Origin of the sequence: Gordonia sp. 852002-51296_SCH5728562-b, assembly GCF_001665475.1 — a bacterium.
Taxonomy (GTDB): Bacteria; Actinomycetota; Actinomycetes; order Mycobacteriales; family Mycobacteriaceae; genus Gordonia; species Gordonia sputi.
The window spans coordinates 21,710-35,672 of sequence record NZ_LZMI01000041.1 but is presented as its reverse complement, the minus strand read 5'-3'; the positions used below and the strand labels follow the sequence as shown (position 1 = coordinate 35,672).

10 protein-coding genes are annotated in these 13,963 nt (G+C 65.5%); 4 read left to right on the top strand and 6 right to left on the bottom strand.

Annotated features, from left to right (window positions below):
- Positions 1 to 17: 17 nt before the first annotated feature.
- From A5766_RS07605 to A5766_RS07585, 5 genes are all read right to left on the bottom strand, one after another.
- Positions 18 to 1,043, bottom strand: a complete 1,026-nt coding sequence (locus A5766_RS07605) for an NAD-dependent epimerase/dehydratase family protein (protein WP_064904142.1) — start codon at positions 1,041 to 1,043, stop codon at positions 18 to 20.
- Complete coding sequence (locus tag A5766_RS07600; RefSeq protein ID WP_064904140.1) at positions 1,040 to 2,131, bottom strand: phosphotransferase family protein; 1,092 nt, start codon at positions 2,129 to 2,131, stop codon at positions 1,040 to 1,042. Before A5766_RS07600 ends, A5766_RS07605 begins: the two co-directional genes overlap by 4 nt.
- Entirely contained in the window at positions 2,128 to 3,276 is a 1,149-nt protein-coding gene (locus A5766_RS07595; protein WP_231894580.1) for a TIGR03857 family LLM class F420-dependent oxidoreductase, read from the bottom strand. The genes A5766_RS07600 and A5766_RS07595 overlap by 4 nt, the downstream gene beginning before the upstream one ends.
- Before the next feature lie 37 nt (positions 3,277 to 3,313).
- The gene (gene fadD1 / locus A5766_RS07590) at positions 3,314 to 4,903 is read right to left on the bottom strand and encodes a fatty-acid--CoA ligase FadD1 (RefSeq protein ID WP_064904138.1); all 1,590 of its coding nucleotides are present in this window, start codon (positions 4,901 to 4,903) and stop codon (positions 3,314 to 3,316) included.
- 88 nt (positions 4,904 to 4,991) lie between these two features.
- Positions 4,992 to 5,477 carry a hypothetical protein gene (locus A5766_RS07585; RefSeq protein ID WP_231894579.1) on the bottom strand — a complete coding sequence of 162 codons (486 nt, stop codon included), beginning with the start codon at positions 5,475 to 5,477 and terminating at the stop codon, positions 4,992 to 4,994.
- Positions 5,478 to 6,107: 630 nt separating this feature from the next.
- Here A5766_RS07585 and car point away from each other — a divergent pair.
- Both car and A5766_RS07575 read left to right on the top strand, forming a co-directional pair.
- Positions 6,108 to 9,554 carry a carboxylic acid reductase gene (gene car / locus A5766_RS07580; protein WP_064864559.1) on the top strand — a complete coding sequence of 1,149 codons (3,447 nt, stop codon included), beginning with the start codon at positions 6,108 to 6,110 and terminating at the stop codon, positions 9,552 to 9,554.
- Positions 9,555 to 9,623: 69 nt separating this feature from the next.
- Positions 9,624 to 10,553: a PaaI family thioesterase gene (locus A5766_RS07575; RefSeq protein WP_064904134.1), complete on the top strand. Its 930-nt coding sequence runs from the start codon at positions 9,624 to 9,626 to the stop codon at positions 10,551 to 10,553.
- Between the two features lie 8 nt (positions 10,554 to 10,561).
- Here A5766_RS07575 and A5766_RS07570 read toward each other — a convergent pair whose 3' ends face one another.
- On the bottom strand, positions 10,562 to 11,209 hold the full coding sequence (locus tag A5766_RS07570; protein WP_064904132.1) for a pentapeptide repeat-containing protein: 648 nt from the start codon (positions 11,207 to 11,209) through the stop codon (positions 10,562 to 10,564).
- A gap of 106 nt (positions 11,210 to 11,315) precedes the next feature.
- On the opposite strand from A5766_RS07570, the gene A5766_RS07565 reads away from it, so the two are divergent.
- Together A5766_RS07565 and A5766_RS07560 are read left to right on the top strand one after the other, a co-directional pair.
- The gene (locus tag A5766_RS07565; protein ID WP_064904130.1) at positions 11,316 to 12,122 is read left to right on the top strand and encodes a TIGR03084 family metal-binding protein; all 807 of its coding nucleotides are present in this window, start codon (positions 11,316 to 11,318) and stop codon (positions 12,120 to 12,122) included.
- Between the two features lie 53 nt (positions 12,123 to 12,175).
- A complete protein-coding gene (locus tag A5766_RS07560; protein ID WP_064904127.1) occupies positions 12,176 to 13,960 on the top strand; it encodes an acyclic terpene utilization AtuA family protein in 1,785 nt (594 codons plus the stop codon).
- Positions 13,961 to 13,963: the final 3 nt, after the last annotated feature.

Genomic DNA, 13,963 nt, shown 5'->3' with positions numbered 1-13,963 from the left:
TCGATGACACTCGGCGCTCAGCCCGACCGCTGGGAGGGTGTGTTGGCGCGGCGTCGGCGCTGCTCTGCCCGCTCGACCCAGTACCGTGCGCCGTCAGCTATCGCCTCGGTGACCGGCCTTGGCTGCCATCCGAGTTCGCGAACAGCTTTGTCGTGACTCATCTCTGGAATGCAGTGCATCAGACGCACCGTACCGATGCGTAGCTTGCCCGGTGTATGGGTAAGTGTCGACTTCGCTGAACCGACCGCGCCGGCGGCATAGAGCGCGGCACGGCCCAGCACGGGTCTGGGTGCTGCACGGCCAGCGGTTGCGGCGGCGGTGCGGATGACTTCGCCGAGATCGATGGACCGTTCCGAGATGATGTAGCGTTCACCATTGCGTCCGCGCTCCGCGGCGAGGACGAGCGCATCTGCGGCGTCGTCGATACCGACTGATTCGCAACGCATTCCGCGCACGCCGAAGGGCAGTTTGCCGAGCGCGGCACCCGCGACGAACGACCCGTGCGGAGTGGGTACCGCATCTCCGGCGCCGTAGGTATTCGAGACACACATCGCAACGAGCGGTACAGCGTGCTCGCGTGCGTAGCCGAGCGCGAGTCGTTCCGCTGCGACCCGCGATCGCACATAGTCTGTTGCCCGGCGGTCCCAGTTGAACTCGGTGTCTTCGTCTGCGAGACCCGACTTCGGTATGCCGATCGTCGCCATTGTGCTGGTGAAGACAAAGCGCCGCAGTGGAATACGTGCAGCAACCTCCAGTACGGAGCGTAGAAGCTCGACGTTGGTCTCGTACAACGGTGCGGGGTCAAGGAGCCACGCCCGCGTGTCAACGGCACAGTGGTAGACATCGGTACAGCCCGACATCGCGTCGGCGAGTGTGTCCGCGTGATTCAACTCACCGACGTGCCGGTCGACGTCGAGGTCGTCGATCGTGCGCGTATCGCTGGTGGGGCGCACCAGGATTCGTACGTCTTCGCCCGAGTCGACAAGTCGACGAGTCAGCGTTGAACCGAGGAATCCGCTCGCCCCGATCACCAGGCTGGTCATCTCAGGCGCTCCGGGGCGAGATCGGCCACTGCCGCAGCCGTACGCTCGAGCATCACGCTGAACATCGCGTCACCTCTCTTGGTGGGTTGTGCAGCCGCGGCGCCGAAGACGATGATCAGCGGAGCCTGGATGAGGTTGTCGATGTAGTCGCGCCAGCAGTCGTCGAAGGTGTAATCGAGGACGCTCGACGGTGCGCCGGGTGTCGACAGCGCAGCGCCCCATGCGCGCACCGCGTGGTGGTAGTCGGTGACAATACTTTTCTCATGCATCCTGCGGGCGTCTGGGGTGAGACTCGTCGCGAGCAGAAACGCTATGTCACGCATGGGGTTCCCGGTGGTGATCGTCTGCCAGTCGAGTATGGACAGCGAGCCGTCGTCACGAAACACGACGTTGTCGGCGCGAAGGTCGCCGTGGATGAGGGCGAAGTGCTCGGCAGGTGTCCGTATCCACGGGCCTGCGCCGCGGATCAACCAGTCGACGACGGCCGACTGCGCGTCGCTCAATGCGAGACGCGCACGAAACACCTCGGCCATCGGGTCGAGCAGTGACTCCAACACGTCGCAATCGCTCGGCGTCGGGAGAGGGAAATCGTCGAGGAGTGTGGTGTCGTCCCACCGTGGGCCGTGCAGTCCCGCGGCCGCAACCGCGACCGAACGCACCTGTGCAGGACTACACGCGGCGATCTGATCGCCTTGGCGGCCGTCGGCGATGTCTTCGAGGAGCAGCACGAACTCGCTCCCCGAATCGGAACTGACGGCAGCGAACATCGCGGGTGTCGGTACCCGGAGGGTCACGGCGAGTTCCCGGTAGAAGCGGACCTCGTTTCGAAAAGCGCCTGAGCCGAACTCGCGCTGGGCGGCAGGGCCGGTTGCGAGCTTGGCCACCATCGTGTCGGGAAGACGGCACGGGGTTGCGTGGCGCAGCGCAAGCCGATAAGAACTCGCCATCTGGCCGGTCCCGACGGGCGTTGCGTCGACTTCGACGACGTGTGCCTCGTCGAAGCCGCTTGCGCGGAGGAGATCGGTGAGCCAGTCAGGTGTGACATCGCTGATCTTCGTGGGTATTTCGGCGCGTGGTTGAGTGGTCACAAGCTGGCTCCTCGCGGTGTCATGGGCTCGGCTCCTCGCGGTGTCATCAGCCCCGGATTCGCGGGCAGATCGCGTACGGCAGGGGAGCGCTTCGCGCGGTACGCGTCGATCACCGGCGCCAGCTCAGTCGGAGTCGCGCCGTGCAGGATGACAGAGTCGACGCCGAGATCGAATTGCCTCGCCACCGCGGTGGCGCAGTCGGATGCCGAACCGACGGCGCTGTCGGCGACCCAGTGTTGCGGAATCGCCTGTGCGAGTTCGTCGAGTTGTTCGGCCGTTGCGGTGGCGTCGATGGGGCCGGTGGCCTCGGAGAATGCAGACGTTGCGCGAACACGATCGAGATCGGCTGTGCTCCAGCGGTTCGCACGCATGAGTGCATCTGGGTAGCCCTGCAGGTAGGTCGCGAGACGGCCGTAGAGTCTGCGTTGGCGATCCTGGTCCGCGAGCTCGTCGCCGACGGTTGCCAGCACCGACCAGATCCGAATCATTTCCGGATCACGGCCCGCGCGGAGGGCTGAATCCCGCACGGTGGCAACCTCCTTCGACGTCGCCGCGTCGTCGAGGAAGGTGTGGAGGACGACGCCGTCCGCGATTCGTCCCGCCAGTTCCAGGGTTCTTTCACTCATGGTCACCAGCAGAATGGGCACGGGTGCAACGGCCACACCGAGATTCAGCAGTGGATACGAGCCCGCGGGGCCGTCGTGGCCGCCGATCATCTCACCGCGCCACAGTCGACGCAGCACGTCGCTGATGTCGGCCAACTGTGCACTGGTCACATCGTCGATCCCGAGGATCTGCCACTGTGCGGAGATACCCCTGCCCAAGCCGAGCGCGAACCGGTCGTTCGTCAGCTCCGCGAGGGTTGCCGTCATCGTGGCGGTGACGATGGGATGCCTGGTGTTGTGATTGGTTGCGGCAGTCGCGATTCCCATGCGGCTCGTCGCAGCACCGAGTGCTCCGCTGAGCACGGCTGCGTCTTTGATGTTGAACCGTTCGGACACGAATGCTGTGCCGAGACCGATGCGCTCGGCCAACTTCGCCTCGTCGACGAGATCGGCGGGGCATACCGGATGCCGTGAGAGTGCGTAGTAGCCGAGCTCGGGGAGCATCGATTCTCCCGAGTGCGACGATTTCACTGTGTGCATCGATTCCACCGCGTTCATCGGTGTCACCGTCGAGATGTCACACGCTCGCGGGCGACGCCGCGCGGTACTCGGTGCCGCGCGGTTCGCGTACCCAGAGGGTATCGTCGCCCGCGCTCACGCCCTCGTGTTTGAGCTGACGTTTGACGATCTTGTTTGTCGCCGTCGTCGGCAGGTCGTCGGCGATGCGGACGTACCGTGGCCATGCTTTCGGTGACAGATCTGGCTGCGCCGCAAGGAATTGCGCGAACTCGCCTGGGGTCAAGGAACTGTCGTCGGTGAGGATGACGGCCGCCATGACCGCGTCGCCAACCTGATCGTCGGGAACCGCGTAGACGGCGACCTGACTGATGTCGCGTAGGCGCAACAGGATTCGCTCGATGGGGCCTGCTGTCATGTTCTCGCCGTCGACACGCATCCAGTCGCCGGTGCGGCCGGCGAGGTAGAGCCAACCGTCGGCGTCCTTGTAGGCGAGGTCACCCGACCAGTACATGCCGTCGCGCAGCCTTTCCGACGTGGTCGCGGGGTCGTTGTAGTAGCCGGTGAACATGCCCGCGCCGAAGGTGTTGACGATCTCACCGATCGCGTCGTCGGCGTTGAGGAGTGCGCCGGTGTCGTCGAATTGTGCTGGTGGACACTCGGTCCCGGTTGCCGGGTTGTAGACGGCGACGCCGGGAAACCCCTTCCCGACGGAGCCGCGTGGAGTTCCTGGTTCGCGGGTGATGATGATCGCCAACTCGGTGGAGCCGAAGCCGTCCCAGACCTGGCAGTCGAAACGTCGTGCGAAGTCGTCGATGTCGCGGTCGGTGGCTTCGTTGCCGAATGCGGCGCGCAGTGTGTTGTCTGCGTCGTCGGGTTGCTCGGGAGTCGCGAGGATGTAGGCGAGAGGCTTGCCGACGTAGTTCATGTAGGTGACGCCGTAGCGCCGAACGTCGTCGAGGAATCGGGAAGCAGAGAATCTGGCGGGCACCATTGCCGCGCCGGAAACGGCTGCGACGCAATACCCTCCGAGGAGCGCCGCGGAGTGGAAGAGCGGCATCGAGAGATAGCAGATGTCGTCGGAGGTGATGCCGAAGCGTTCGGCAAGGGGCGGCCCGGCGAACGGAACGAGCATGTGCGCCAACTGAACCGGCTTCGGGTTGCCGCTCGTGCCCGAGGTGAAGATCAGCATGAAGGGGTCGGTAGCGTTCGGTACCGAGTGCGGGGTCAGCTCCTCCGCGTCGGCGAGAAGCCGGGGCCACTCGGCGGACGATGTGTCGATGACCTCGACTCCGGGAAGCTCGAGGCCGTCGAGGAGTGGAAGGTGCTCGGCGTCGGTGAGCAGGATCTGGCAGTCGCCGCGCACGATGTCGTTGGCGAGAGCCTCGCCGCGTCGAGTGTTGTTGATCCCGACCGTCACGTACCCGCCGAGCGCGCCTGCGGCGAGCGCGATGAGCATCGCGGGACTGTTGTCGAGCAGGACGCCGATGTGCATCGGGCGCTTGGTGTCGGCGCGGCCGAGGACGGTGGCCGCGGTGCGCCGCGCGTCGTCGAGATATTCGCGCCATGTCCAGCGACTGTCGTCGTACAGAATCGCCAGGGAGTCGTCGTTGTCACGGTCGATCAGGAGTTCGGTCACGGTCTGCGCCATGCGCCAAATCTAGAACCTGTTCTACGGCGGGGTATACAGATTCGAGAAATTGTCTACCAACGCTTGGCGATGCCGCTCGACGTGGCGGTCAGCGCGAGATGGTGCCGCTTCCGGGACTCAGGGTGAACGTCGCGCCACCGCGTCCGACGACGCTCGTGGTGAACGAGATCGGCCCCGGCCCGGTCTGCAGTGCGGGGCTGAGCGCGGGCTTGCCCTCCTTGCATGCCGCGAAGGTGGTGGTCCCGGACTTCTTGGTGGCGGTGTTGTGCCACTCGAACCCGACGACCGCCGAGCGCAGCGCCGCGGCGCAGGCGTTGCCCGGCATCGGCTCGAGCCACACCCGCAGTGTGTTCGGGTCGGGCGACGCCGCCGCGATCGGAGCGACGAACGCAGCAAAGGGGATGTCGCCGCTGGTCGCGATGCCTGCATTCGGAGTCTGCGAGATCGACGACGCAGGGATCTGCGGGTCGGCGGCCGGCGCGGCGTGCGCGGACCCGGCCGTCGCCAGGAGCGTCGACGTGGCCGTCAGTCCGATAGCAGCCCCGAGCGCAGCGCGCTGAAGTGTTCGTCCCACTGGTATCACCAGCCCCTTCTGTCACAGTTGGATTTAACGGTACCAGCGCGCGTGCGGGCGCGCTCGGGTCGCTGGGGTGAGGCTGGGGCGGGGCGCAGGAAGTAGGGAAAACCTTTCCGCGGGTTTCGTACCCTTTCTCGAGAAGTTGCGCGGGGAGGGTTCGGGGAGTGGCGGAAGTGTTCGACGGCGCGCGGGGAGCGTCGGGGAGGGTGGTGCTGGCGCCGTCGGGTCGGTCGGCGGGGGGTGCAGAAACTAGGGGAAAGAACCTTTCCGCGGGTTTCGTACCCTTTCTCGAGAAGTTGCGCGGGGAAACGTCGACAACTCGAGGAAACAATCCCTCCCCTACTTTCGGCTGCGTGGGGTGAGGCTGTCGGCGAAGTTCGATGAGGAACGACGCCGAGCGCGGCGGCCGTGTTATCGGGCCCGGAAGGCGGCGCGCGGCCGCCCACCCCGAACCGATCGCCGCGAAAAGAACGCGTGGCGCACGCGCATACGGCGCAGAAGTGTCGGGTTCGCCGCATCTGCGGGTGAGATGGCTCACCGATCGTGGCGCAGCGGCGATTCAGGGGAGAACAGTGGAGATGTATTACTTCGCATCCCTAATAATCGTCTATTGTTCGGAGGTTGTTGATGTCCACCCATCTTTCCACCGATCCTGCTGCCGCGGTGTCCGCGCGGCGCCCCGACTCCGACGTTGCTGCCCGCCTCCGGGAAGAAACGTCGGTGGAGGGTGCACTTCGAGTTCTCTTCGAGGGGTACGCCGACCGTCCTGCGCTCGGTTTCCGCGATGCCGAGCACGAATCACTTTGGTCCACAGTCAGTTTCCGTGAACTCGGTAGTCGGGTCGCGGCCGTCGCATCGCTCCTGCGCGACGCGGCGGACGTCGGGCCCGGCGATCGGGTCGCCACTCTGGGGTTCACCAGCGCCGACTACACGGCAGTGAGCCTCGCAATTCTCGGTCCCCTTCACGCGGTTGAGGTGCCGCTGCAGTCAGGGGGTGCGGATTCCGTGTTGGCCGACATCTTCGGCGAGACGGAGGCCAAAGTCCTTGCGGTGTCGACGAACTCGTTGTCCAGGGTCACCGCACTGTTCGAGAACGGGACGCGCGCCGACCTTGCGCACCTCGTCGTCTTCGACGTCTCCGAAGCCACACTCGACGCCGTCGAACGTGCGCGCGCTCTGTTGGAACCGCTCGGAATCACGGTCCACTATGTGCACTTCGACGCCGAGTCGTCGATCACCGACGTCGTCGAAGAGGCGCTGCAAGCCGGCGCCGACGCGCAACCCGACGACCTCGCGCTGCTGATCTACACCTCCGGCAGCACCGGCGCCCCGAAGGGTGCGATGTACACCCAGGACGCAGTGCTTCGGTTGATCCGACAGGGATTCGGACTCGAAACAGACCGTGCCACAGTGGAAGACGATGCGAGCGAAGACCACGCCTGGGTCACCCTGAACTTCCTGCCGATGAGTCACGTGATGGGCAGAGCGACGCTCATGCGAACGCTCGGCAACGGCGGTACCGCCTACTTCACCGCGCGGCCAGACCTGTCGGAACTCCTCGACGACCTCGCGGCCGTCGCGCCGACCGAACTGCATTTCGTGCCGCGCATCTGGGAGATGCTGCACCAGCAGTATCTGTCCGAAATCGAGGGCGCCGAGACGGATTCGCACGCCGACGTCCTCGCCGCGATGCGGCGCAGCTACTTCGAACGTGCACAACTCGCCGTGACCGGCTCGGCGCCGATCTCGCCCGAGGTCGTCGACTTCGTCGAGAGCATGCTCGACGCCCCGCTTGTCGAGGGCTACGGATCTACCGAGGCGGGTGGCGTCATCCGCAACGGGGCCGTGATCCGGCCACCCGTCATCGACTACAAGCTCGTCGACGTCCCCGAACTCGGCTATCGCACAACCGATACCCCGCACCCGCGCGGCGAGCTGCTCGTCAAGACCACCGACATCTTCGCCGGTTACTATCGGCGACCGGAACTCACCGCGGAGATGTTCGACGACGAGGGCTTTTACAGAACCGGCGACGTCATGGCCGAAACCGGGCCCGATCAGCTCGTCTACCTCGACCGTCGAAACAACGTGTTGAAGTTGTCGCAGGGCGAGTTCGTGACGGTTGCGCGCGTCGAGAGCGCGCTGACCTCACCGCCGATCCGTCAGATCTACGTGTACGGCAACAGTTCACGCCCGTACCTGCTGGCGGTCGTGGTGCCAACCGATGACGCCGTCGACGCGTCTTCCGACGACGAGGAACTACACGCGACGCTGCTGCGAGCCGTCCGCGACATCGGCGAGCGCAACGGCCTTGCGCCGGTGGAGATACCGCGTGACATCATCGTCGAACGCACCGCGTTCTCTGAGGCCAACGGCTTGTTGACCGGGATTCGCAAGCTCGCGCGGCCTCGTCTCAAGGAGGCGTACGGTCCCGCTCTCGAAGACCTGTACCTACACCTCGCGAATGCCCGCGCCGATCGACTTCGCGATGCTCGGGCATCCGCAGCGGGTCGGCCGACGCTCGACGTACTGATCGACATCGTCTCGGCCACACTCGATCTCGCCGGGAATGAGGTGACTGCGCACTCGAGGTTCACCGATCTCGGTGGCGACTCGCTGACCGCCGTCACCCTTGGGAACACACTCCGCGACGTCTTCGACGCACAGGTCTCGGTGGGTGTGCTGACGAGTCCGTCCTCGGACCTCGCAGCCATCGCCGACTACATCGACGGACGGGAGGGCGAGGCACGCCCCACGGCGGACATCGTGCATGCCGACCAGCAGTATCTGCGTGCCGACGAGCTCACTGTCGACGCCTTTCTCGACGAGGCAACGCTGGCGGGTGCGTCGACCGTGCCGCCCGCCGATAAGAATGTGCGTGAGGTATTGCTCACCGGAGCAACGGGATTCCTCGGTCGATACCTCGCCGTCGAATGGTTACGGCGCGTTGCCCGCGTCGACGGCCACGTCACCTGTCTGGTCCGAGCGTCCGATGACGAGACCGCCCGGCGACGCCTCGACGCGATCTTCGATGTCGGCGACGGTCCGCTGCGCGCCGACTACTTGCGGCTGGCACCAGATCACCTCACGGTGCTCGCGGGTGACAAGGACTCGCCGAGTCTCGGACTCGACGACGCGGTGTGGAACCGGCTCGCCGCCGAAGTCGACCTCATCGTCGACCCCGCGGCACTGGTCAATCATCTGCTGCCCTATCGGGAGTTGTTCGGCCCGAACGTCTCTGGAACAGCGGAACTGATCCGCCTCGCGCTGACGACGACCCGCAAGCCCTACGTCTACATCTCGACCGTCGGAGTGGCTGACCAGGTCGGCTCCGCGGAACTGGTGGAGGACACAGACATTCGTGAGCTCAGCGCGACGCGAGAGGTACACGAGGGCTACGCGAACGGCTACGGCAACAGCAAGTGGGCGGGGGAGGTGCTGCTGGCAGACGCCCACGACCGTTTCGGGCTGCCCGTCAGCGTGTTCCGATGCGACATGATCGTGGCCGACGACAGCGACCTCGGTCAGCTCAACTTGCCGGATATGTTCACGCGCCTGCTGATGAGCGTCCTGGCGACAGGCCTCGCGCCACAGTCGTTCTATCGACTCGACGCCGACGGTGGTCGCGCAAGAGCGCACTACGACGCGCTTCCCGTCGACTTCCTGGCCGCGGCCATCTCGACGCTCGCGGTCAGCGACGGTCACGTCACGTACAACGCGGTCAATCCACACTCCGACGGTATCGACCTCGACACATTTGTCGGCTGGCTCATCGAGTCCGGCGAAGAGATCGCATTCGTCGACGACTACGACCGCTGGTACCGACTCTTCTCCGACGCCCTCGCCGATCTGCCGGAGAAGCAACGTCGACACTCATTGATCCCGCTGCTGCACAATTACGTGCGCGCTGTCGAACCTCTCGACGCCGGCGTGGTGAACGCACCGCTCTTCGCCGAGGCGGTTCGTTCGGGGAATGTGGCCACAGCGACGGCCGAGTACGCCGATATTCCACACATCACCTCGCAGGTAATCGCCAACTACGCGCGTGGGCTGCGAACTCTCGGGGTTATCTGAGTGTGATCGGTCTCCCTGCGTCCCGGGGGCGGAATCTCGCCCCGGGACGCAGGGTGATGAAGTGAACCCATGAACGACAACAACCACGACGACTCCGGTGCCGCGCCGACGACAGGTGTGGTGCGCGATCCGGTCGCGGCGTTCGGCGTCGGATCGCTGCGTATCGACGACGGCGTGGTCGTCGCGGAGCAGCAACTCGGCCCGCGATTCGCCGATCATCGCGGACTCATCGACCTCCCCGCGTATGCGGTCCTTTTCGACCACATCGGTGGCATCCCGTATCACCGCGCCACTGACTCGCCGTGCATGCAGGCTCGCCTGGCGTTGTCGACCGTCGGGCGGGCAGGACTCACCGACCACCTCACCGGCACGGCGCAATTGCTGATGCACGACGCCAAGGTCGGTGTCACCGAGATTCGCGTCGGCAACGGAACCGAGGAGTTCTGCGTCGGCACCGCGCGCAACGTCGCCGTGGGACGGGCGGTTCCGGACGATTTCGACAATGCAGAGTCGGCGCACGACATCCCCGACGCCGCATCGCTCGATGCTGTTCTTGCGCAAGCGATTCCGGATGATCTCGATGGAGAGACCATCGTTGCGCAGATCGCTCGCGGAGAGCGCGACCGTGGTCCGCTCGCCGAGTTGCTCAACGCCACCATCGACGCCGACGGCGCGCCGTCGAACGCCCTGCGACTCGTCGTCGACACGGAGGCATGGATGGGCAACATGTTCGGGACCATGCACGGTGGAGTGATCGGCACCATCGTCGGTGTGGCGTGCTCACTTGCGGGGCAGCAGAAGGCTCGTGCTGGCCAGGAGTACCGCGTCGGTGATCTCTCGGTGGCGTACTTCCGCTCACCGCCAGTTGACGGTAGTCGCGTGATCGTCGACGTCGAGCCGTTGAAGGTGGGGCGTCGGATTGCGACGTTCTCGACGCGCATGACGGGCCCCGACGGCACGCTGCTCGCCGACGGCGCCGCGGATATCCACTTCCGCTGAAAACAGCGCTATTCGACGGCGATACCGAGGTGGGCGGCGAACTGCTCGGCAAGCCCGACGGCCTGATGGGCGGTGATCGTCGCGCCCGCAAGCCCTCCGAGATTGCGGACGCTGTTCACACGCAGGTCGCGGAGGTCGACGTCGGTCAGCGTGGCGCGGTGGACGTCGAGTGAGGCGACGGTGGTGTCGTCGAAGGAGACACGCGTCAACGCGGCCTCCGAGACGTCGAGTTCGTCGATGACGCACGATCGGAAGATCACGTCGCGGGCCTCGTTGCCGCTGAGGTTGACCAGACCGAGCTTGCAGTCGGAGATGATCACCGAACGCATCTTTCCGCCGAAGAGGTCGAGCGCGCCGATTCGGCTGTTCTCGATGCGCACGTTGTGCAGCATCGAGCGCGGCGCGAACACGCGTGCGCTGCTCACCTCGTCGAATCTGCTGTCGACGACTCGGACGCCGGTGAGGTCGGCGTCGTCGAGCGACGTGCGCACCACCGAGCACGTCGTGAGTGAGACGTCGCCGAAGTCGACGCCCCCGAGGTCGGTGTCGGCGATCAGGGAAGCCTCGATCACGTCGCCGGCGACGACGTGTTGCGCGTCGAACGGTTCGAGGTGGGGAGTTGGCAGCCGACTGATGCGGGGCGGTCGAATACTCATCGTCGACAAGCCTACGTAGTGCATACGATGGGCCTCTGAACTGGCCGGGGGATAAAAACAAGCAAGCGTGATTGCTTTTTACGGTCGACTGTGTGACGCTGCTTACATGTCGATCGTGAGTGATCTCGTGGCTGATCTCGCCGCCGCAGGAGATGAACTGGACGCGCTGGTGTCGTCGCTCGACGACGCTGCGTGGCACACCGATACTCCGGCGCCGGGGTGGACGGTCGCGCACCAGATCGCGCATCTGTACTGGACGGACAAGGTGGCGCTCCTCGCGGCCACCGACTCCGAAGCCTTCGCCGAGGTCGTCGCAGAGGCGATGCGCAACATCGACGGCTTCACCGATGTGACCGCCGAAGAAGGCGCCGCACGCCCGAAGGGCGAGTTGCTCGACGACTGGCGCGCCGCGCGCGCCGCACTGGGGCAGGCACTCGTCGGCGTTTCGGACGGCGCGAAGATCCCGTGGTTCGGGCCGCCGATGTCTGCGGCGTCGATGGCCACCGCACGGATGATGGAGACCTGGGCGCACGGACTCGACATCGCCGACGCGCTCGGCGTCGAACTCGAACCGGCCGGCAGCATCCGGCACGTCGCTCACATCGGTGTCCGCACGCGCGATTTCGCGTATTCGGTCAACGGGATGACACCGCCGCAGCGGCCCTTCCGGATCGAACTGGTCGCTCCGTCAGGCGAGCTGTGGACGTGGGGACCCGATGATCCCGACGCCGTCGACGGCACAGTGCGCGGGCCCGCTGTCGACTTCTGTCAGCTCGTCACCCAGCGACGTGCGCTCGAAGACCTCGACCTGCAACTCGACGGCGAGCGCGCCCGCGAATGGGCCGCAATCGCACAGTGCTTCGCCGGTCCTCCCGGAGCGGGCCGTGCCCCGCGCAACGCCGCAACCTTCTGAATGTCCGAGCACAAGAACTGTGCGCACCGTCGACCATCCGAATCGGAGTAGCGATGACGTCAACCACAAGTCGTACCAACACCGGCCGATCGAACCGCCCCGTCCGAATCGGCAACGCCTCAGGCTTCTACGGCGATCGCTTCAGCGCGATGCGCGAGATGCTCGAGGGTGGTGAACTCGACTATCTGACAGGCGATTATCTCGCCGAGCTGACCATGCTCATCCTCGGCCGCGATCGCTTGAAGGACCCGAAAACGGGTTACGCCAAGACATTTCTGCGCCAGATGGAGGAGTGCCTCGGGCTCGCCGTCGACAAGGGCGTGCGGATCGTGAGCAACGCCGGCGGCCTCAACCCGCACGGCCTCGCGGTTGCGCTGCGCGAACTGGCGGACAAGCTCGGCGTCGACGCATCGATCGCTTTCGTCGACGGCGACGACATCCTAGACCGCGCAGACGATCTCGGACTCGGCACACCGCTGACGGCAAACGCATACCTCGGCGCGTTCGGCATCAAGTCGGCGCTCGATTCGGGTGCCGACGTCGTCGTCACCGGGCGGATCACCGATGCCTCGTTGACCGTTGGGCCCGCTGCGAGCGCATTCGATTGGGAATACGGCGATCTCGACGCTCTCGCGGGTGCCGTCGTCGCGGGTCACGTGATCGAATGCGGCGCGCAGGCGACAGGCGGAAACTTCTCGTTCTTCACGGAGCTGCCCCGGATGGGACACCTCGGATTCCCTATCGCGGAGATCGCCTCCGACGGTACGTCGGTGATCACCAAACATCCCGACACCGGCGGTGCGGTGACCGTGGGAACCGTGACGGCACAACTGCTTTACGAGGTCGGTGGTCCTCGCTACCTCGGCCCGGACGTGACCACCCGGCTCGACACCATCACGCTGCGTTCCGACGGTGAGGATCGGGTTGCCATCAGTGGTGTCAAGGGCGAGGCGCCGCCCGAGACGGTGAAGGTCTCGCTCAACCATCTCGCAGGCTTCCGCAACGAGATCACCGTCGCGATCACCGGACTCGACATCGAGGACAAGGCCGAACTGTTCCGCGATCAGTTCCGCGCGGAACTGTCGTCGGTGCCCGAGCAGATGACGTGGGAGTTGGCACGACTCGATCGACCCGACGCGCAGACCGAGGAACAGGCGACGGCGCTGCTGCGCTGCGTTGCCCGAGACACCGACCCCGAGAAGGTCGGCCGTGCATTCAGCAACACCGCGGTTGAACTGGCGCTGGCGACCTTTCCCGGGTTCACGATGCTCGCACCACCCGGGAAGGGAGCTCCCTTCGGCGTTTTCGAGCCGGGATACGTCGACGCGAAGCTCGTCGATCATCGTGTGTCATTCGCAGACGGCGTGAGCGAGAGCATCGAACCGAGTCCACTGCGTACCCAGGTTCCCGCTGACGCGTCCGAACCGCGCAGCGTCGTCGACGTCGACGATCCCGGGCCCACGGCGGCGTCGCCACTCGGTCTGGTGGCGGGAGCGCGCAGCGGCGACAAGGGAGGCAGCGCCAATATCGGTGTGTGGGTGCGCAATCCGGAACACTTCGACTGGCTCGACGCGACACTCGACGTCGAGCTGATCAAGAAGCTCCTGCCGGAGATCACCGACCTCGAGGTCAAGCGCTTCCGGCTGCCCAACCTGTCGGCGCTGAACTTCGTCATCGAGGGAGTGCTCGGGCGCGGGGTCGCCGACAATGTGCGCTTCGATCCGCAGGCCAAGGGGATGGGCGAGTGGCTGCGTTCGCGACCTGTGCCCATACCGCTGAGCTTCGTCGCCGAGACGACCTCTGCCGCGCCATCATCCGAGTCCTCGGAAAGGAACTGAGCT

Excerpts from the sequence above, each read along its gene's own strand:
- A5766_RS07595 (WP_231894580.1), bottom strand. The coding sequence starts at position 3,276 with ATGCACACAGTGAAATCGTCGCACTCGGGAGAATCGATGCTCCCCGAG.
- car (WP_064864559.1), top strand. The coding sequence starts at position 6,108 with ATGTCCACCCATCTTTCCACCGATCCTGCTGCCGCGGTGTCCGCGCGG.
- A5766_RS07570 (WP_064904132.1), bottom strand. The coding sequence starts at position 11,209 with ATGAGTATTCGACCGCCCCGCATCAGTCGGCTGCCAACTCCCCACCTC.
- fadD1 (WP_064904138.1), bottom strand. The coding sequence starts at position 4,903 with ATGGCGCAGACCGTGACCGAACTCCTGATCGACCGTGACAACGACGAC.
- A5766_RS07560 (WP_064904127.1), top strand. The coding sequence starts at position 12,176 with ATGACGTCAACCACAAGTCGTACCAACACCGGCCGATCGAACCGCCCC.
- A5766_RS07565 (WP_064904130.1), top strand. The coding sequence starts at position 11,316 with ATGTCGATCGTGAGTGATCTCGTGGCTGATCTCGCCGCCGCAGGAGAT.
- A5766_RS07575 (WP_064904134.1), top strand. The coding sequence starts at position 9,624 with ATGAACGACAACAACCACGACGACTCCGGTGCCGCGCCGACGACAGGT.
- A5766_RS07605 (WP_064904142.1), bottom strand. The coding sequence starts at position 1,043 with ATGACCAGCCTGGTGATCGGGGCGAGCGGATTCCTCGGTTCAACGCTG.